Raw genomic sequence first — 14,309 nt, forward strand, 5'->3', positions numbered from 1 at the left:
GGCGGGCGTGTAAAGCCATCGGCTGCTGCCGCATGACCATGAGATACCAGACGACCCGGGCGGACGAAGCCGGCCTTCGCCAACGCATGAGGGCGATCGCCCAGGAGCGCCGTCGCTTCGGCTATCGGCGCCTGCACGTTCTGCTCAAGCGGGAGGGCTACGTGATCAACCACAAGAAGCTGTTCCGGCTCTACCGGGAAGAGAGGCTTGCGGTGCGTCGCCGTGGCGGCCGTAAGCGGGCGATCGGGACCCGGGCGCCGATGACGGTGGCGATGGCGCCGAATGACCGCTGGTCGCTTGACTTCGTGTCGGATCAGCTCACCGATGCATGCCGAGATGAACGTCCCGCCGCTTTTGTTGTGGAGCTTCTGATATTGAGAGCGGCGGGATGCTGATGTACCCAGCGTGGATGCTCAAAGAGATGAAGCGAATCTGTGACGCCTCAGACGTCCTGCTCAACGCTGACGAGATCAAGACGGCTGGGGCCGCATCGTACCACTATTCGCCTGCGCGCAAGCCAACGTCACGCTCGATATCGCCTGCTATTCGAAAGGCCTCACGGGAGGGGGGCTTCCACTCGTGGTCACGCTCTGCCTGGCGGATATTGTCGACGCACACTATTCGAAAGATCGTACACGCACCTTCTTTCATTCGACTCCATATACAGCCAATCCATGGGCTTGCGCGGCGGATCTCTGGCAGGATCAGGCGGCGCACCGGCGGCTGGGCTCCGTCGTCACGATGCAAGAACGGGCGCTCGAGCCATTCCGCGCCGATTCGCGTTTTGCAAACGTCCGCCGGACCGGAACCATCACAGCGCTCGATCCGAAAACGTGCGATGCCGGTATCTCGCAGGTATCGGCCCGAAGCTTCAGAGGGTTTTTAGGGAGCAAAATCTGTTGCTGCGACCGCTCGGTAACACGATCTAGTGATGCCGCCCTCTTGCGTCACGGCAGCAGATCTCGATGAAATCTATGCCGCGATCAGGGATGCTGCCGATGCGCTCGCTCGAGGATGCCATTCTAGGCAGGATCTGAAACATCACAGCTTACCTCACCGGATAGCGTACGTGCAGCTGGTGCGGCTAATAACCCCGCACGCATGTGCGCCAGCTCGACCAAACGGCTGAGATATTCATACTCAATAATGATACGACCGCTGAATGTCTCCACGCGTCCGTCTGAGGAACCTACGCGCACAGCTTGGCCAAGGCCGTCAAGTCTACGGTACGCCTCCGACGGGGGCCGTCTTGCGTGAGGGGTGGTAATTCGCGAAGCGTGTGACCTTAAGTCTAGCTTTAAGGTCATCAGGCGATGCGGGTCGAAGTGTTGGGCGGGCTTGAGCGGCGGCGGCGTTGGTCGCAGGACGACAAGGCAAGGATTGTCGAGGAGACGCTAGTACCGGGCGCGAACGTAACTGAAGTCGCGCGGCGCAACGGAGTAGCGGCCAGCCTGGTGTTTACCTGGCGTCGACAAGCACGGACATCGGAACAAGTTGCACCATCTTTTACGCCGGTGCAGATCGCCGCCGTAGCGGCCTCGGCTGAAGAAACTGCGAAGCTTTTGCCTACGGTTGATGGCCGAGTTCGCTCGCCGGCAGCCGCACGTACTGGATTGATAGAGGTCGATCTCGGCAACCGACGGTGCATCCGGGTGGATGCGCACGTCGATCCGGAGGCGCTGGCGCGGGTCCTCGATGTGCTTGGACGCCGATGATTGCTGTACCAGGGAATGTGCGAGTGTGGCTGGCGACAGGCTACACGGATATGCGCAGAGGCTTTCCGTCGCTGGCCCTCCAAGTGCAGGAGGTGCTGCACAAAGAACCGCTCAGCGGTCATTTGTTTGTCTTCCGCGGTCGCCGCAGCGATCTTGTGAAGGTGATCTGGCACGGTGTGCTGCAGAGCATGAAGGAGGTGAATAACCGAATTTAATGCGTACAGCTTTATGAGAGATGAAGGACGGCCCTCCTGCATCGGCGTCCAGGCGCGGGTGCAAAACCACGACACTGTGGCTTCGCTTAAAAGGCGCGGTCATCAGCAAGTGTTGCAAAAGTCCCGGGTTTACGGGGCAGGTAGGTATCCAGAAGGCGAGCGAAAGCGAATCTTCCGATGACGCGTCGAAAATTACTAAGGCGTCGTCAAAATCAGGGGCGCGTGCCATCCCTGAGATCAATCCGTGAGACGCCTGGGTTACTGCGCGGATGGCGACCGGCGTTTAGGGGACGCGATCTGGATACAGGCTCTTGTAGAGAACTGCAGGAACCAGTCGTTGTGATGCCAAGGGAGAAGTTCAAGCGGCGCACACCGCAAGACGAGAGTACCGAAGCACAACACTGGGGCGGATCGGCTCGTAGTAGTGATGAAGGTGCTGTAATGGAACTGGAGCGAAGGGGCCGAAACAAGTGGGTTGCGCCCATATGCAACTGTGATGAGCAGGAGGACATGTGAGTGTAACCGGACGTAAGCAGTACGATATCGACAAGCAGACAGTGGTGAAGGCCTACAAACTGGTCAAAGCCAATGCGGGCGCGGCCGGCGTGGATAAGGTGTCGCTCGAAGCTTTTGAGAAGGACTTGAAGGGCAACCTTTACAAGGTCTGGAATCGAATGTCTTCTGGCAGCTACTTTCCACCTGCCGTTCGGGCTGTCCCCATTCCCAAGAAGAACGGCGGACAACGCATTCTAGGCGTGCCGACAGTAGCAGATCGCGTGGCGCAGACGGTCGTCAAGCTGCAGATTGAACAAGCACTCGAGGAAATCTTCCTTCCCGATTCCTACGGCTACCGGCCCGGAAAATCCGCGCTGGACGCCGTCGGCGTCACCCGGCAACGGTGCTGGAAGATGGATTGGGTGCTGGAGTTCGACATCAAAGGCCTGTTCGACAATATCAGCCACGAGCTGCTCATGAAGGCCGTCAGGAAGCATGTGCAAGACGAATGGGCTCTGCTCTACATCGAACGCTGGCTAATAGCGCCGATGCAAGGCAAAGATGGAGTGATCACCGCTCGCGACCGGGCCCCCCCCAAGGCGGCGTGATCAGTCCCGTCCTTGCCAATTTGTTCTTGCATTATGCGTTCGATACATGGATGGCGCGGAACTTCCCGCGGTCACCATGGTGTCGATACGCGGACGACGGGCTCGTCCATTGCCGAACCAAGGCTGAAGCGGAAGCCATTAAGGCCGCCCTGCAGGCGAGGTTCGGGGAATGCGAACTCGAAATGCATCCCGACAAGACCAAGATCGTCTACTGCAAAGACACCAACCGCCCGGGTAGCCATCCCAGTCAGTCGTTTGACTTTCTGGGATTTACCTTTCGACCGCGCAGGGCAAGAAATCATCAGAAGAAAGAAAACTTCTGTACGTTCTCGCCCGCGGCCAGCAGCGCGGCGATGAAGTCTATGCGTATGACGATCCGGCAACTTCGGCTTAGGCTTCGCTCTCAGACGGAAGTCGACGCAATCGCCTTGGAACTGAATCCCGTCCTTCGTGGATGGATGCAGTACTACGGCAGATATGGGCGGTCAGAAATGCACAACCTATATCGATACGTCGATGAATCTCTAAACCGCTGGGCGCGACGCAAATACAAAGGGCTGAAGAATGGAAAAGTCAGAGCCTCCACCTGGCTCAGATTGATCCGCTGCCGTAGGCCGAAGCTGTTCGCTCATTAGGCGATGTTGAGTTCTGCTTCGTTACTTGTTGAGAGCCGTATGACGTGAGAGCGTCACGTACGGTTCGGAGAGCGGCTCCGGGTGCAACTCCCGGGCCGACTCACCATGGTCAGGGAGCCTGCTTGTTCACAAAAAACTCGAGAGAGGAAAGTTCATCTGGCCATCGGTTGCCGGTGAAGCGGTAACGATCTCGCTGGCGCAGTTGAGCTACCTGCTGTCCGGGATCGATTGGCGCAATCCGCAAGAAACCCAGCGCCCGACGCGGGTCGGATAATCGTTTTGGGTTTGAATCTGATGCTCGATCTGATTCAATGGCTTCATGACATCGAAGCCGGACGATCTTCCGTCGGATCTCGCGAGCGCCTACCTTGCACTGCTGGCCGAGCGCGAGGCGTTGCAGGCTGAACGCGATGTGGCAGTCGCGGATGCCGCCAACGCGCGGGCGGAGCTGTCGGATAGCTCCAGAAACCCGAGTAAGCCTAAACATTTCTGCGGACCGAAGTCACAGCGCCAAGCACAATTCGGCAGGAAATGCGCGATCTGGCGAACCGCAGACGACTCATGCAGATCTATGCATTTGTATCGGCCGGTGCTCAAGAATCTGCAAGCCAACTGCTAGCGGCTGACACCGCAGTGGCGAGAGTGGCGCTAGAACCGATCCGCCTCACATCAAACCGGGTTCTGCGATTACCGTCAGCCAGAAAACGAGGATTGTCGAGCGGTCGACCCGCTTCGTGACGATGACCCGAGTTGCCACCGATTGGACTGACCTGCTCTTTGCAAACGCTGCTCCCCTTCTGGGATGGTATAGGGAGGGAGATCGAGTGGCATAGGCGCGATCTTCTGCGCTTACGGCGGAACGCGACGATCGAGATGGAGCACTTGCTGGTCATGAGGGTTGCGTTGACGATCGCCGGTCCCGGCCCGCCGCCCCTGCCGCAGCTGAAGGCGGTGTTCTCGTCAAAGTTCGCCTACGATCTATGGACGAGATCTTGTGAGAGCACCGGCTGGAAAGCATGAGTAAGGTCCGGGGGGCTCAGGCGGTGGCTGGGATGCGCACGTGTAACGATTTCCATCATACCCTAGTCGGTCATCAAGACCACGAAAGTGAGGGCATCGACCGGTCTCAGCCAACTTGTCGGCGCCAGCTATCGAGAGGCGAAGAAGACGCGCGTGACCCGGCTGACGTATCCGGGCCGGCCGCCTTCGCCTCGCCGACGAAGCGTCGATTTGGCGGCATCAGGATTGTTGCAGGAAGCGCGCGGCAGCCCCGGCGAGGATGCGGCAGCCGCAACGAGGTCTTCGGGCTTGGTGTCCTCGGTCCAGTGATGGCTGATGACGTAAATGCTGGGGGTGAACAGCATGGCCGCCGGCATGCGGCAGGCGATGATCTGCGCATCACGACCGGCGCCGCTGGGCATGCGCTGCCGGGCATCCGGCACGACCTCCTGTGCCGAGATCTCCAGGGCCGCCATCAGTCCTGGATCGCTGATTGCGGCGAGCGAGCGGTTATCGGTGGAAAGCACGGCGGTGCAGCGCTCCATAGGATTGCTCTCCTGCACCAGTCGGCGCAAGCAGTCCTCCATCCCCTGCAGCGTATCCATGTAGATGTCGCGGACCTGGAATAGGATTTCAGCGGCGCCGGGGATGATGGAGGGCGCGCCGGGGACGAGTGCGATGCGGGCGAGACCGATGTCGCGGCGTTCGGCCATGGTGGCGGCCCCGGCGTGGTCCTGCTGACCGGTGATGACGATACGATACTGCCCGATCGCGACGATGCCGGCACGTAGGTTGCGGCTTTCGAGCTGGCGCCCCTGTTCGATGTGCAGCTCAAGATAGCCCTTGTGGCGGCCCGACTCAAGCTGCATACGTGGGCGACTGGCTAAGCCCGCAGCGGCGAGGGCATCGCGCAGCGTGCCACTGTCAGTGCGGTTGCGGGAGCGGTCGATCTCGGCGTCGGTGAGCTCGCCGATGATCGAGCGGCTGCCCAAGAACCCGACACCGTCGAAATGAGCTTCCTCATCTGCAAAGGCGCAGACAATCGTGTTGAATTTGCGCTACCCATTGGGGTGGGTGACGCTTTCCTGCACTGGTAGACAGGAGGATTCGGTCACCGCGTTGTGGCAGGCCTCCGAGGACCGCGGGTCGGACGACCGCGACACAGGCGCCGCACCATATACGGCGAACTGCAAAAACAGGCATCGCCCTCACTCGCCCGAGGTGGACACTATGCGCAAAGCCGCATGTACGGATCTGTGCGGGCGGCAGTAATGAGCGTCCTACCGCGATCCGAGGCCATTGAAGGCGATTCGGCCTCATGGCCAGCGCGCCTATGTTCACCAGGCGCCTGGAGGACGGCCACTTCATGGCCGGTCGGCAGGTTATAATCTCTTCGGCGCAACTTTTCCGCGGTCGATGGCGCGCGTCCCCTTCGCTGCTCGTCGCGTAATTCGCAGTATCTTCGGCAAGATATCTCTTGCCTAGCGGAATTACCTCCTATCAGGTACGGCGCGTCCTCGGCCGCGGTTTCATTTCGAGATTGCGGCCGCTACCCGGAGCAGCGACAAAACATAAATGGCCTAGAGCCGGCGCGACTCATCGTTTGGCAGCAGACCAAGCGCAGAATTTCGGCTATATGGCCCTTTACATTAGAGGAATTCGACTTTGAAAGGGATTATCGTTTCTGAATAGCAAATGAAAAACGCCGGCGGATGTTAAGTGGGCAAAATGTGGCCAAAGTGGCAATCGAGACCGGATCGGCTGGGGCACGGCCAAATCGGCGTTCTCGGGAAAGCTGCTGCGCCCGACTGCGAATGGCTGGTGCAGTCTGCTCTCGAACATTACGAGCCGATGGCCTGTGGGACCGAACTGAATTGGTCCAGAACGACCTAGATTTTTTCAGATGTGTTCACCGTCAGGGGCGCCGAGTTGATCACGTCGTCTCGGGCTGACCAAGCGCATATCGACGAGAGTTTTTCTCCCTCAGTTCGGAAGACAGCGTCGTAAAGTTAGTCGTAAGAACAGGAATCTCACATGAACAAATCGACCCGCAGAATGGCGTTGTCATTGGCATCGGCATGCATAGTCTTTTTTTCGCTGCCCTCTCGCGCCGACGATTCGTTGGAGAAAGCTAAGAAGGACGGGGTCACGTTCGGCTTCTCGAACGACCCTCCTAACGCGTATCTAGGCGTCGATGGAAAGCCCGCAGGCGTTAGCTCCGAAGCCATTGTTGCTATTTTCAAAAGAATAGGAATCACAGATGTTCGACCGGTAGTAACAGAATGGGCCTCCTTGATCCCGGGGCTCAAGGCTGGTCGATTCGATGTTGCTACTTTTATGTTTATACTTCCGACGCGATGTCAGGAGGTCGCATTTGCGGACCCTATAGTGAAAACCGATTCCGCCATGCTGGTGAAGAAGGGGAATCCAAAGAACATTCATAGTTACGAGGACGTCGCCAAAAACCCAAGCGTTATCCTTGCGGTCATGGCCGGAACCGCAGAGCAGGGCTACGCACGACGGGGCGGTGTTCCTGATAACCGCATTTTGGCGCTTCAGGACCCCGCCGCTATCCTTTCGTCAGTTTTGTCCGGGCGTGCTGACGCCGCCGCATTGAATCCGGTTAGCGTCAAATCGATGGCAGGAAAAGGTGGTGGAGGTGTGGAGCGGGCTGAGCCATTTACAACCCAATCGTGGGCCATCGCATACAGCTCCTTTCCGTTTCGGAAAGAGGATGTTTCGTTGCGTGAGGCCTTCAACAACGCCCTCAAAGAATTCGTCGGCTCTGATGAGCAATTGAAGATTTTTGCCAAAATTGAGCGTGGCCCAGAATCCTTACCAGGTAATGTGACGGCCGACGAATTGTGTAAACCGCGGTAGCTAAAATTGCGCGAACTTGCGGCGCTGACATGCTAGAGTTCTTGCCCCACTTACTACGAGGAGCCGAGGTAACCATTGAGATTACCTTGGCGGCCTCGATTGTGTCGATCGTTGTAGCTACCATCGCGGGCATCGCCCAGCTTTCCGGAAACAGACTGGTGCGCTGGATCGCGATTGGCTACGTAGAAGTTTTTCGTGGCACTTCGCTGCTCGTTCAGCTCTTCTGGTTGTTTTTCGTTCTTCCGAATTTTGGAATCAAGCTTAACGCATTTATTGTGGCAATCCTCGCTTTGGGTCTCAACAACGGCGCCTATGGATCCGAGGTCGTGCGCGGCTCGATAGTTGCGATTCCTCGTTCTCAAATCGAAGCAGCCATCGCATTGAACATGCCGCCAGCGCTACGAATGCGCAGAATCATTCTACCGCAGGCATTGATGACGATGCTGCTTCCCTGGGGCAATCTGCTCATCATCTTGCTTAAAGGCACAGCACTCGTATCGCTAATAACAATTCAAGACCTTGCGTTCCAAACGTACAACCTAAATGTTCTCACGTTTCAGACACTACAGCTCTACGGGCTATCCCTCGTGCTTTACTTCGTCATGGCTCAAGGAATAGCGCTGGTAATTCGCGCCTTATACCGACGCGTCAGTCATGGGATTACGAGGGGTGCGTTTTGAGTGCGATATTCGACTGGAATTTTGCATGGTCAATAACCCCGACGCTTGCGGCGGGTGCCCTCGTGACCTTCGAGGCGACAGTCATTGGGTTCACGGTGGCGGTCTTCGTTGCGCTCCCCCTTGCGTTAGCACGCCGCAGCCGATCTCTGCTTCTTGCACGGCCGATTGGCTTCATGGTCGAGTTCATTCGATCGACGCCGTTACTCATACAGGTTTACTTCATCTTTTTTGTTGGCCCCCGCTTCGGCATCACACTCCCACCGATGAGTGCAGGCCTAATTGCCATCGGGCTCTATTATGGGTGCTTTGTTTCAGAGGTGTATAGGGCTGCTCTAGACGGTGTACCCAAAGGGCAGTGGGAAGCCGTAGTCGCTCTAAACCTGGGGCGCTGGCGCGCCTACAAGGATATAATTTTGCCTCAAGCGATTCCGCCGATGATTCCCACCTTAGGCAATTACCTTATCGACATGTTCAAGGCCACCCCAGTTCTCTCCGTCATCTCCGTCTTGGAGATGATGGAGCGCGCCAAATTGATCGGTTCGGAGACGTTCCGCTATACAGAGCCAATGACGCTGGTGGGGGTATTCTTCCTGATAATGACTCTCGCCTCCTCACTTCTCGTGCGGAGGCTTGAGAGATTCTTCGGAGCTCAGCGACAGCGACGCAGTGCAGCTGATCGCGAAGCCTCGACTAATCTTGCCAGCGCGTAGCATGCAGACCGCCGCATATGCGGTCGTTCAGATAAATTTTTGTGCTCGGCATTGACCACCTAAACGGTACAAATCTAATGCGCCCATCCGAGCTGAGTTGGAGGGGCAACCTATGTCGACATACACAGGAAAGGCTCAAGTGAAGCTCCGGGCGCTGCATAAGCCAACATTAGAAGGCGCGGTCGTCGCTCTTGACTTAACCCGGGCAAGCCGGGTGTGTGAACAGGTCGAGGCGGCGCTTCGAGTGGTGAGTGAGCGTCATGGCCTCGAAAAAAAGTTCATGTATTGACTATCTGATCATGGGAGGCTGCACAAATGTGTGACGCGCAGAAAGAACCCGCTACATCGACCGCGCCGCCGGCGGTCCAGTTCATCAATGTCACGAAGCAGTTTGGCTCACTGGTCGTGCTCAAGAACCTCAATCTTTCCGTAACGCGGGGCGAGAAGGTGGCGCTTATCGGGCCGTCGGGGTCTGGTAAAACAACGCTTTTGAGAACTCTGATGACTCTCGAGCCCATCGATGGGGGCGTAATCGAAGTCGATGGAGAGGCGTTCACCCACGAGCGGATCGGCGGTCATCTCGTCCCGGCGCGAGAGGCGCATATTCGCCGGATCCGCGGCAAAATCGGCATGGTCTTTCAGCAGTTCAACCTATTCCCGCACATGACCGCCCTAAAGAACATTATCGAGGCTCCCGTTCACGTACTTGGTCAATCTAGGGAGGAAGCGACTGACCGCGCAGTTTCGTTGCTCCGCAAGGTCGGCCTTATCGATCGTAAGGATCATTATCCCTCGCAGCTCTCCGGCGGCCAACAGCAGCGCGTCGCGATTGCGCGGGCGTTGGCAATGCGGCCAAAGGTCATGCTATTCGACGAGGTCACGTCAGCGCTAGATCCTGAACTCGTCCATGAGGTTCTACAGGTCATGCGACAGCTCGGAGAAGAACAGGACCTCACAATGCTGATTGTCACACATCAAATGGGCTTCGCTGCCGAGGTTGCTGACCGGGTCTGCTTTTTCTCGGAAGGTTCAATCCTCGAGCAGGGTCCCCCGGAAGTAATATTCCACACGCCTGCGCACGAACGCACGCGCGCGTTCCTTCGTGCGGTCCTCGACGCCTGACGGTTACACGCCGGTCATATCAGCCGGCGTCATCGGCGCCTGGCCCGCTGATCCTGGATGGGACGGAGCCGCTTTCATGGCCGTTGCTCAAGGCGAATGCCATTCTCGATCGCCGGTCTGTCGGCTGGAGCTGTATTGCTCGATTGGCAGAACGCGGCAGCGTGATCTTCAATGAGCCACCCCGGACTGGCGGACTCGCACGACCGACGGCATGCGCACCTTGATGGACGAATCCAGGCGTTGCGCTCGACGCCTCAGCGGTCGAGTTGTCAAATGGAGTCGAATATGCGGACCTCGTGAAGCAATTCCCAGCCTTTGCTTGCAAGTTCGGTCCAGCGGGGCTGTCGCTCGGAGAGCATTTGAAACAGCGCTGCTGCCGAGATAATGCGCGTTCTGGCAGATCAAGGCTGGAGATCGTTCTATTCTGTAATCTTTGCTCAGAAAAGGCTCGCCGAAACGCGCGAAGAGGGCGTGCCGCTAGATTGTGAGGACTTGCAAAGGCAGGCGGCATTGTTCCAGCGCGAGCTGTCGACGACGTGGCGAGGCCGGCAGGTGCATGTGGCCCCCCGAGCTCGCAAAGGCTCGCATTGCTCGTGATGCTCGCGCTTCGAGAGATTTGAGCGCTAATACGGACCCGCAGCGCTGAAATCCACGTTGCATCTGCAGCAGGGCGACGTCGATGGGATTGCTTGACCGTTTTAGGGGCGGGAGCTTCATCCCAATGAGTTTTGGATTCTCTGTTCGGGTGAATCGATTTGAATTGGAAGCGGCAAGCTGAGGCGTCGGATGGCGTGGTTCCACGGCATAAGCGCGTCTATTTCGCTGCTCGGCCAGCCATTGACGATACCCGAAGCGTGAGACCAAGCCAGGCGAGCGGATCGACGTTGTTCATCTTCGCTGTCTGCAGCAGTGTCGCGATGGTCGCCCAGGTTCGTCCGCCGCCGTCGCTGCCGGCAAACAAACTATTCTTTTTAGCAATGTTTGTGGGCAGATGGCGAGTTCGACGATGTTGGAGTCGGGCTCGATGCGACCATCGTCAGGAAGCGTTCGAAGATGGAGACGGCATAGCGGTTTGCCTCAGCCAGCTGTGATTTATCGGAGATGCGCGGCAAGGTCTGCTGCCGGAGATCGAAGAGATCTGTGACGATCGCCGCGGAGGCTTCCTGGCGTGCGGCAACGCGAGCGTCGGGGCTTTGACCGAGCACGGTTTTCTCGACCTGCCAGAGCTTTGCCATCCGCTCCACCGTCGTCGTCGCCACTTCCGAGCTCTTTGCAACATGCAGCTCGTAGAACTTGCGGCTGCTGTGTGACGAGCAGCCAGCCAATGCGATAGCAAATGCCGTGATCGGACGTGCAAGCTTGTTATAGGCGGCATAGCCATCTACTTGCAGGATGCCGCGATAACCATTGAGATGCCGGACCGCGCATTCGCCGGAGCGGCTGTCTTCGAAGCGATAACCCACCATCGGGGGACCGCCGCGGCCAAAGGTTCGGTCATCCCGGGCATAGGCCCACAGGTAGGCTGTCTTCCTCGATCCAGAGCCAGGAGCAAGCGTCGGCAAGGTGGTTTCGTCGGCAAAGACTCGCTCGGCCTTCTTGACCTCGCTGAAGACGTAGTCGGCCACGATCTCGAGCTCGAAGCCTAGCTTGCCCATCCATTGCGCCATCAGCTGGCGGTCGAGTTCGACATCATCGCGCGCGTAGATCGCCTCCTGTCGGTAGAGCGGCAGGCCATCGGCGTATTTGGCGACGGCGATCTGGGCTAGAAGCGCTTCCGTCGGAATGCCTCCTTCAATGATATGGGCCGGGGCCGGCGCCTGGATGACGCCGTCCGCGTTCTTGAAGGCATACTTAGGACGGCGGGTGACGATCACACGGAACTTCGCCGGCACCACATCAAGACGCTCCGACACGTCCTCGCCGATCAGCACCTTCTGCTTGCCGGCATGCTCAGCCAGCTCTTCCGGCTCAATGACGGTTTCGATCCGTTCCAGACGGGGCGCAAAGCCCTTGCGCCGACGAGGTGCGCGCTTGCTGTCCGCTTGCTCACGGCCCTTGCTGACCTGGGCCTTGATCGCGGCGATGCCGATCTCGATTTCCTCGAAGACGAAGGCCTGCTGATCGTCGTCCTCGTTCGCAGGGCCGAGCTTTTCCGATCGTCGGCCGAACCGGGCGCGGTCGAAGGCCTTCAGGATCTGAGTCAGCCGCGCGATCCGTGCATCGGCATCGGCGTTGTACGCCTTGAGAACGGCGATCTGGCTCTCCAGGGCGGGCGCGAGCCGCTTTCTCAGCCATGGCAAGCACCATGGCTTTTAACATCTCTACGTCATTCGGGAGGTTGAGATCGGGCGGCGACATTGACCCGACCAGAGCACATTTTGCTCCGTTTCTCTTGCCCTTTCAGGTGCGGATTCCGATCGATGTCGCCCAGGATTCCGAGATGATCTCGCCCACCATTCCGATTTGAAGTCGCCCACCCGTTCCGAGATGATGTCGCCCACCATTCCGGGATGATGTCGCCCGGGTGACGAGACCTCTTCTGGCTCCCATAGGGTCAACCTTTCGGTTTTGCGAAGGGGGACCCTGGATGCCGACGGAGAGGCTTGCGATGCGCCGTGTGCGCGATGTGATCAGGATGAAGGCGGCTGGGCTGCCGAGCCGCGAGATTGCTCGGCGGATGGGCGCGGCGCCCTCGACAGTGCGGCTGACCATCCGGCGGTTCGAGGCCGCAGGCCTGAGCTGGCCGTTGCCCGACGAACTCACGGACGCGGCCCTGGAGGCCCGCCTGTTCGCCAAGACCGGCAACGGTAACCGGCAGGGTCATCGCCGCATCGCCGAGCCCGACTGGGCGGCGGTGCAGCGCGAGCTCAAGCGCAAGCACGTGACGCTGTCGATCCTGTGGGAGGAGTACATCGGCGCCGAGCCCGGCGGATACCGGTACTCGCGCTTCTGCGAGCTTTACCGCGCCTGGGAGGGGCGCCTGTCGGTGACGATGCGCCAGGCGCACGCGGCCGGCGACAAGCTGTTCGTCGACTACGCGGGCGACGGCGTGCCGGTGGTGGTCGACCGCCTCACCGGCGAGCGGAGGACGGCGCAGATCTTCGTCGCCGTGCTCGGCGCCTCGAGCTTCACCTACGCGCAGGCGACGTGGACGCAGGGGCTCGCCGACTGGATCAGCGCCCATGTTGGCGCCTTCGCGGCGATTGGCGGCGTCCCGGCGCTCTTGGTGCCTGACAACACCAAAGTCGCAGTCATCAAGGCGAGCCTCTACGACCCGCAGATCAATCGCACCTATGCGGAGATGGCCGCGCATTACGGCACGGCCGTCTTGCCGGCGCGACCTCGCAAGCCGCGCGACAAGGCCAAGGTCGAGCAGGCCGTCCTCATCATCGAGCGCTGGCTGCTCGGCCGCCTGCGCCACCGCGTCTTCTACAGCCTCGCCGAGGTCAACGCAGCGATCGGCGAGTTGCTCACCAGGCTCAACGAGGAGCGGCCGATCCGGCGGCTCGGCGTGACGCGCCGCCGGCTGCTCGAGGAGATCGACCGGCCGGCGCTCAAGCCGTTGCCGGCGAGCCCCTACGTGCTCGCCGAGTGGCGGATCCGCCGCGTCAGCCTCGACTACCACGTCGAGGTGGAGAAGCATTATTACAGCGTTCCGCATCGCTTCGCGCGTGCCGAGGTCGAGGTGCGGTTCACCGCCCGCACCGTCGAGATCTTCCACAAAGGCGAGCGGATTGCCGCGCATCAGCGCATGAGTGGCAATCACAAGCACACCACCGTGCCGGAGCACATGGCCTCCAGCCATCGGCGCTACGCCGGCTGGACTATCGGGCGTATCCGTCAGGATGCCGCCGCGATCGGGCCGGCAACCAGCGCATTGTGCGACCTCATTCTCGACGAGCGCTCACACCCCGAACAAGGCTTCCGCGCCTGCCTCGGCATCCTCAGGCTCGCCGCCTCCTATGGGCGCGAACGGCTGGACGCGGCGGCTGCGCGGGCGATCGACATCGGCGCGCGCACCTATGGCTCCGTCAAGTCGATCCTCGCCAACAATCTCGATCGGCGTCCCGCTCACCAGCGCTCCGCGGACGATGCGCCGATCCTGCATGCCAACATCCGCGGACCGCGCTATTACAATTAGGAGATCGTCCCTTGCTCACCCATCCGACCCTCGACCGCCTCAACGCCCTCGGCCTCCACGGCATGGCCAAGGCCTTCGCCGACATCGAAGCCGCCGGTGAGGCTGGCAG

Annotated in this window: 13 protein-coding genes and 4 pseudogenes; 15 read left to right on the forward strand and 2 right to left on the reverse strand. The window is 59.4% G+C overall.

Annotated elements, in window-relative coordinates; genetic code table 11:
- The 7 genes and pseudogenes from BM374_RS39880 to BM374_RS37450 all read left to right on the forward strand — a co-directional run.
- A pseudogene (locus BM374_RS39880) lies at positions 1–335 on the forward strand (IS3 family transposase); the annotation flags it as partial.
- A gap of 199 nt (positions 336–534) precedes the next feature.
- Positions 535–969, forward strand: a complete 435-nt coding sequence (locus tag BM374_RS39885; RefSeq protein WP_244552876.1) for a PLP-dependent aminotransferase family protein — start codon at positions 535–537, stop codon at positions 967–969.
- 344 nt (positions 970–1,313) lie between these two features.
- A complete protein-coding gene (tnpA, locus tag BM374_RS37430; RefSeq protein ID WP_092303942.1) occupies positions 1,314–1,715 on the forward strand; it encodes an IS66-like element accessory protein TnpA in 402 nt (133 codons plus the stop codon).
- Between the two features lie 23 nt (positions 1,716–1,738).
- A complete protein-coding gene (gene tnpB / locus BM374_RS37435; protein ID WP_206734090.1) occupies positions 1,739–1,930 on the forward strand; it encodes an IS66 family insertion sequence element accessory protein TnpB in 192 nt (63 codons plus the stop codon).
- Positions 1,931–2,442: 512 nt separating this feature from the next.
- A pseudogene (gene ltrA / locus BM374_RS40230) lies at positions 2,443–3,668 on the forward strand (group II intron reverse transcriptase/maturase).
- Positions 3,669–3,786: 118 nt separating this feature from the next.
- Positions 3,787–3,942, forward strand: a complete 156-nt coding sequence (gene tnpB, locus BM374_RS40470; RefSeq protein WP_210188631.1) for an IS66 family insertion sequence element accessory protein TnpB — start codon at positions 3,787–3,789, stop codon at positions 3,940–3,942.
- Between the two features lie 45 nt (positions 3,943–3,987).
- Positions 3,988–4,287: a hypothetical protein gene (locus BM374_RS37450; RefSeq protein ID WP_092303947.1), complete on the forward strand. Its 300-nt coding sequence runs from the start codon at positions 3,988–3,990 to the stop codon at positions 4,285–4,287.
- A gap of 529 nt (positions 4,288–4,816) precedes the next feature.
- Here the strand turns inward: BM374_RS37450 and BM374_RS37460 are convergent.
- Complete coding sequence (locus tag BM374_RS37460) at positions 4,817–5,659, reverse strand: M20/M25/M40 family metallo-hydrolase (RefSeq protein WP_244552874.1); 843 nt, start codon at positions 5,657–5,659, stop codon at positions 4,817–4,819.
- A 1,042-nt stretch (positions 5,660–6,701) separates the two neighbouring features.
- On the opposite strand from BM374_RS37460, the gene ehuB reads away from it, so the two are divergent.
- From ehuB to BM374_RS40475, 6 genes are all read left to right on the forward strand, one after another.
- Positions 6,702–7,547, forward strand: a complete 846-nt coding sequence (gene ehuB / locus BM374_RS37465) for an ectoine/hydroxyectoine ABC transporter substrate-binding protein EhuB (protein WP_092303953.1) — start codon at positions 6,702–6,704, stop codon at positions 7,545–7,547.
- Between the two features lie 29 nt (positions 7,548–7,576).
- Entirely contained in the window at positions 7,577–8,227 is a 651-nt protein-coding gene (ehuC, locus tag BM374_RS37470; protein WP_092303955.1) for an ectoine/hydroxyectoine ABC transporter permease subunit EhuC, read from the forward strand.
- Entirely contained in the window at positions 8,224–8,937 is a 714-nt protein-coding gene (ehuD, locus tag BM374_RS37475) for an ectoine/hydroxyectoine ABC transporter permease subunit EhuD (protein WP_092303957.1), read from the forward strand. Before ehuC ends, ehuD begins: the two co-directional genes overlap by 4 nt.
- Positions 8,938–9,049: 112 nt before the next feature.
- Positions 9,050–9,226, forward strand: coding sequence for a hypothetical protein (locus BM374_RS39160; RefSeq protein WP_177248812.1), 177 nt, complete (start codon positions 9,050–9,052; stop codon positions 9,224–9,226).
- 26 nt (positions 9,227–9,252) lie between these two features.
- On the forward strand, positions 9,253–10,059 hold the full coding sequence (ehuA, locus tag BM374_RS37480; RefSeq protein WP_092303958.1) for an ectoine/hydroxyectoine ABC transporter ATP-binding protein EhuA: 807 nt from the start codon (positions 9,253–9,255) through the stop codon (positions 10,057–10,059).
- Positions 10,060–10,440: 381 nt separating this feature from the next.
- The gene (locus BM374_RS40475; RefSeq protein ID WP_502689502.1) at positions 10,441–10,656 is read left to right on the forward strand and encodes a hypothetical protein; all 216 of its coding nucleotides are present in this window, start codon (positions 10,441–10,443) and stop codon (positions 10,654–10,656) included.
- A gap of 191 nt (positions 10,657–10,847) precedes the next feature.
- Here BM374_RS40475 and tnpC read toward each other — a convergent pair.
- A pseudogene (tnpC, locus tag BM374_RS37485) lies at positions 10,848–12,417 on the reverse strand (IS66 family transposase); the annotation flags it as partial.
- A 250-nt stretch (positions 12,418–12,667) separates the two neighbouring features.
- On the opposite strand from tnpC, the gene istA reads away from it, so the two are divergent.
- Together istA and BM374_RS39900 are read left to right on the forward strand one after the other, a co-directional pair.
- Complete coding sequence (istA, locus tag BM374_RS37490) at positions 12,668–14,200, forward strand: IS21 family transposase (protein WP_177248509.1); 1,533 nt, start codon at positions 12,668–12,670, stop codon at positions 14,198–14,200.
- Positions 14,201–14,211: 11 nt separating this feature from the next.
- Positions 14,212–14,309, forward strand: a pseudogene (locus BM374_RS39900) (ATP-binding protein); the annotation flags it as partial.

The organism is Bradyrhizobium sp. Ghvi, assembly GCF_900115265.1.
Taxonomy (GTDB): domain Bacteria; phylum Pseudomonadota; class Alphaproteobacteria; order Rhizobiales; family Xanthobacteraceae; genus Bradyrhizobium.

Bases quoted from the DNA above. Each gene is read 5' to 3' on its own strand.
- ehuB (WP_092303953.1), top strand. From the start codon at position 6,702: ATGAACAAATCGACCCGCAGAATGGCGTTGTCATTGGCATCGGCATGC.
- istA (WP_177248509.1), top strand. From the start codon at position 12,668: ATGCGCCGTGTGCGCGATGTGATCAGGATGAAGGCGGCTGGGCTGCCG.
- tnpA (WP_092303942.1), top strand. From the start codon at position 1,314: ATGCGGGTCGAAGTGTTGGGCGGGCTTGAGCGGCGGCGGCGTTGGTCG.
- ehuC (WP_092303955.1), top strand. From the start codon at position 7,577: ATGCTAGAGTTCTTGCCCCACTTACTACGAGGAGCCGAGGTAACCATT.
- BM374_RS39160 (WP_177248812.1), top strand. From the start codon at position 9,050: ATGTCGACATACACAGGAAAGGCTCAAGTGAAGCTCCGGGCGCTGCAT.
- ehuA (WP_092303958.1), top strand. From the start codon at position 9,253: ATGTGTGACGCGCAGAAAGAACCCGCTACATCGACCGCGCCGCCGGCG.
- BM374_RS37450 (WP_092303947.1), top strand. From the start codon at position 3,988: ATGACATCGAAGCCGGACGATCTTCCGTCGGATCTCGCGAGCGCCTAC.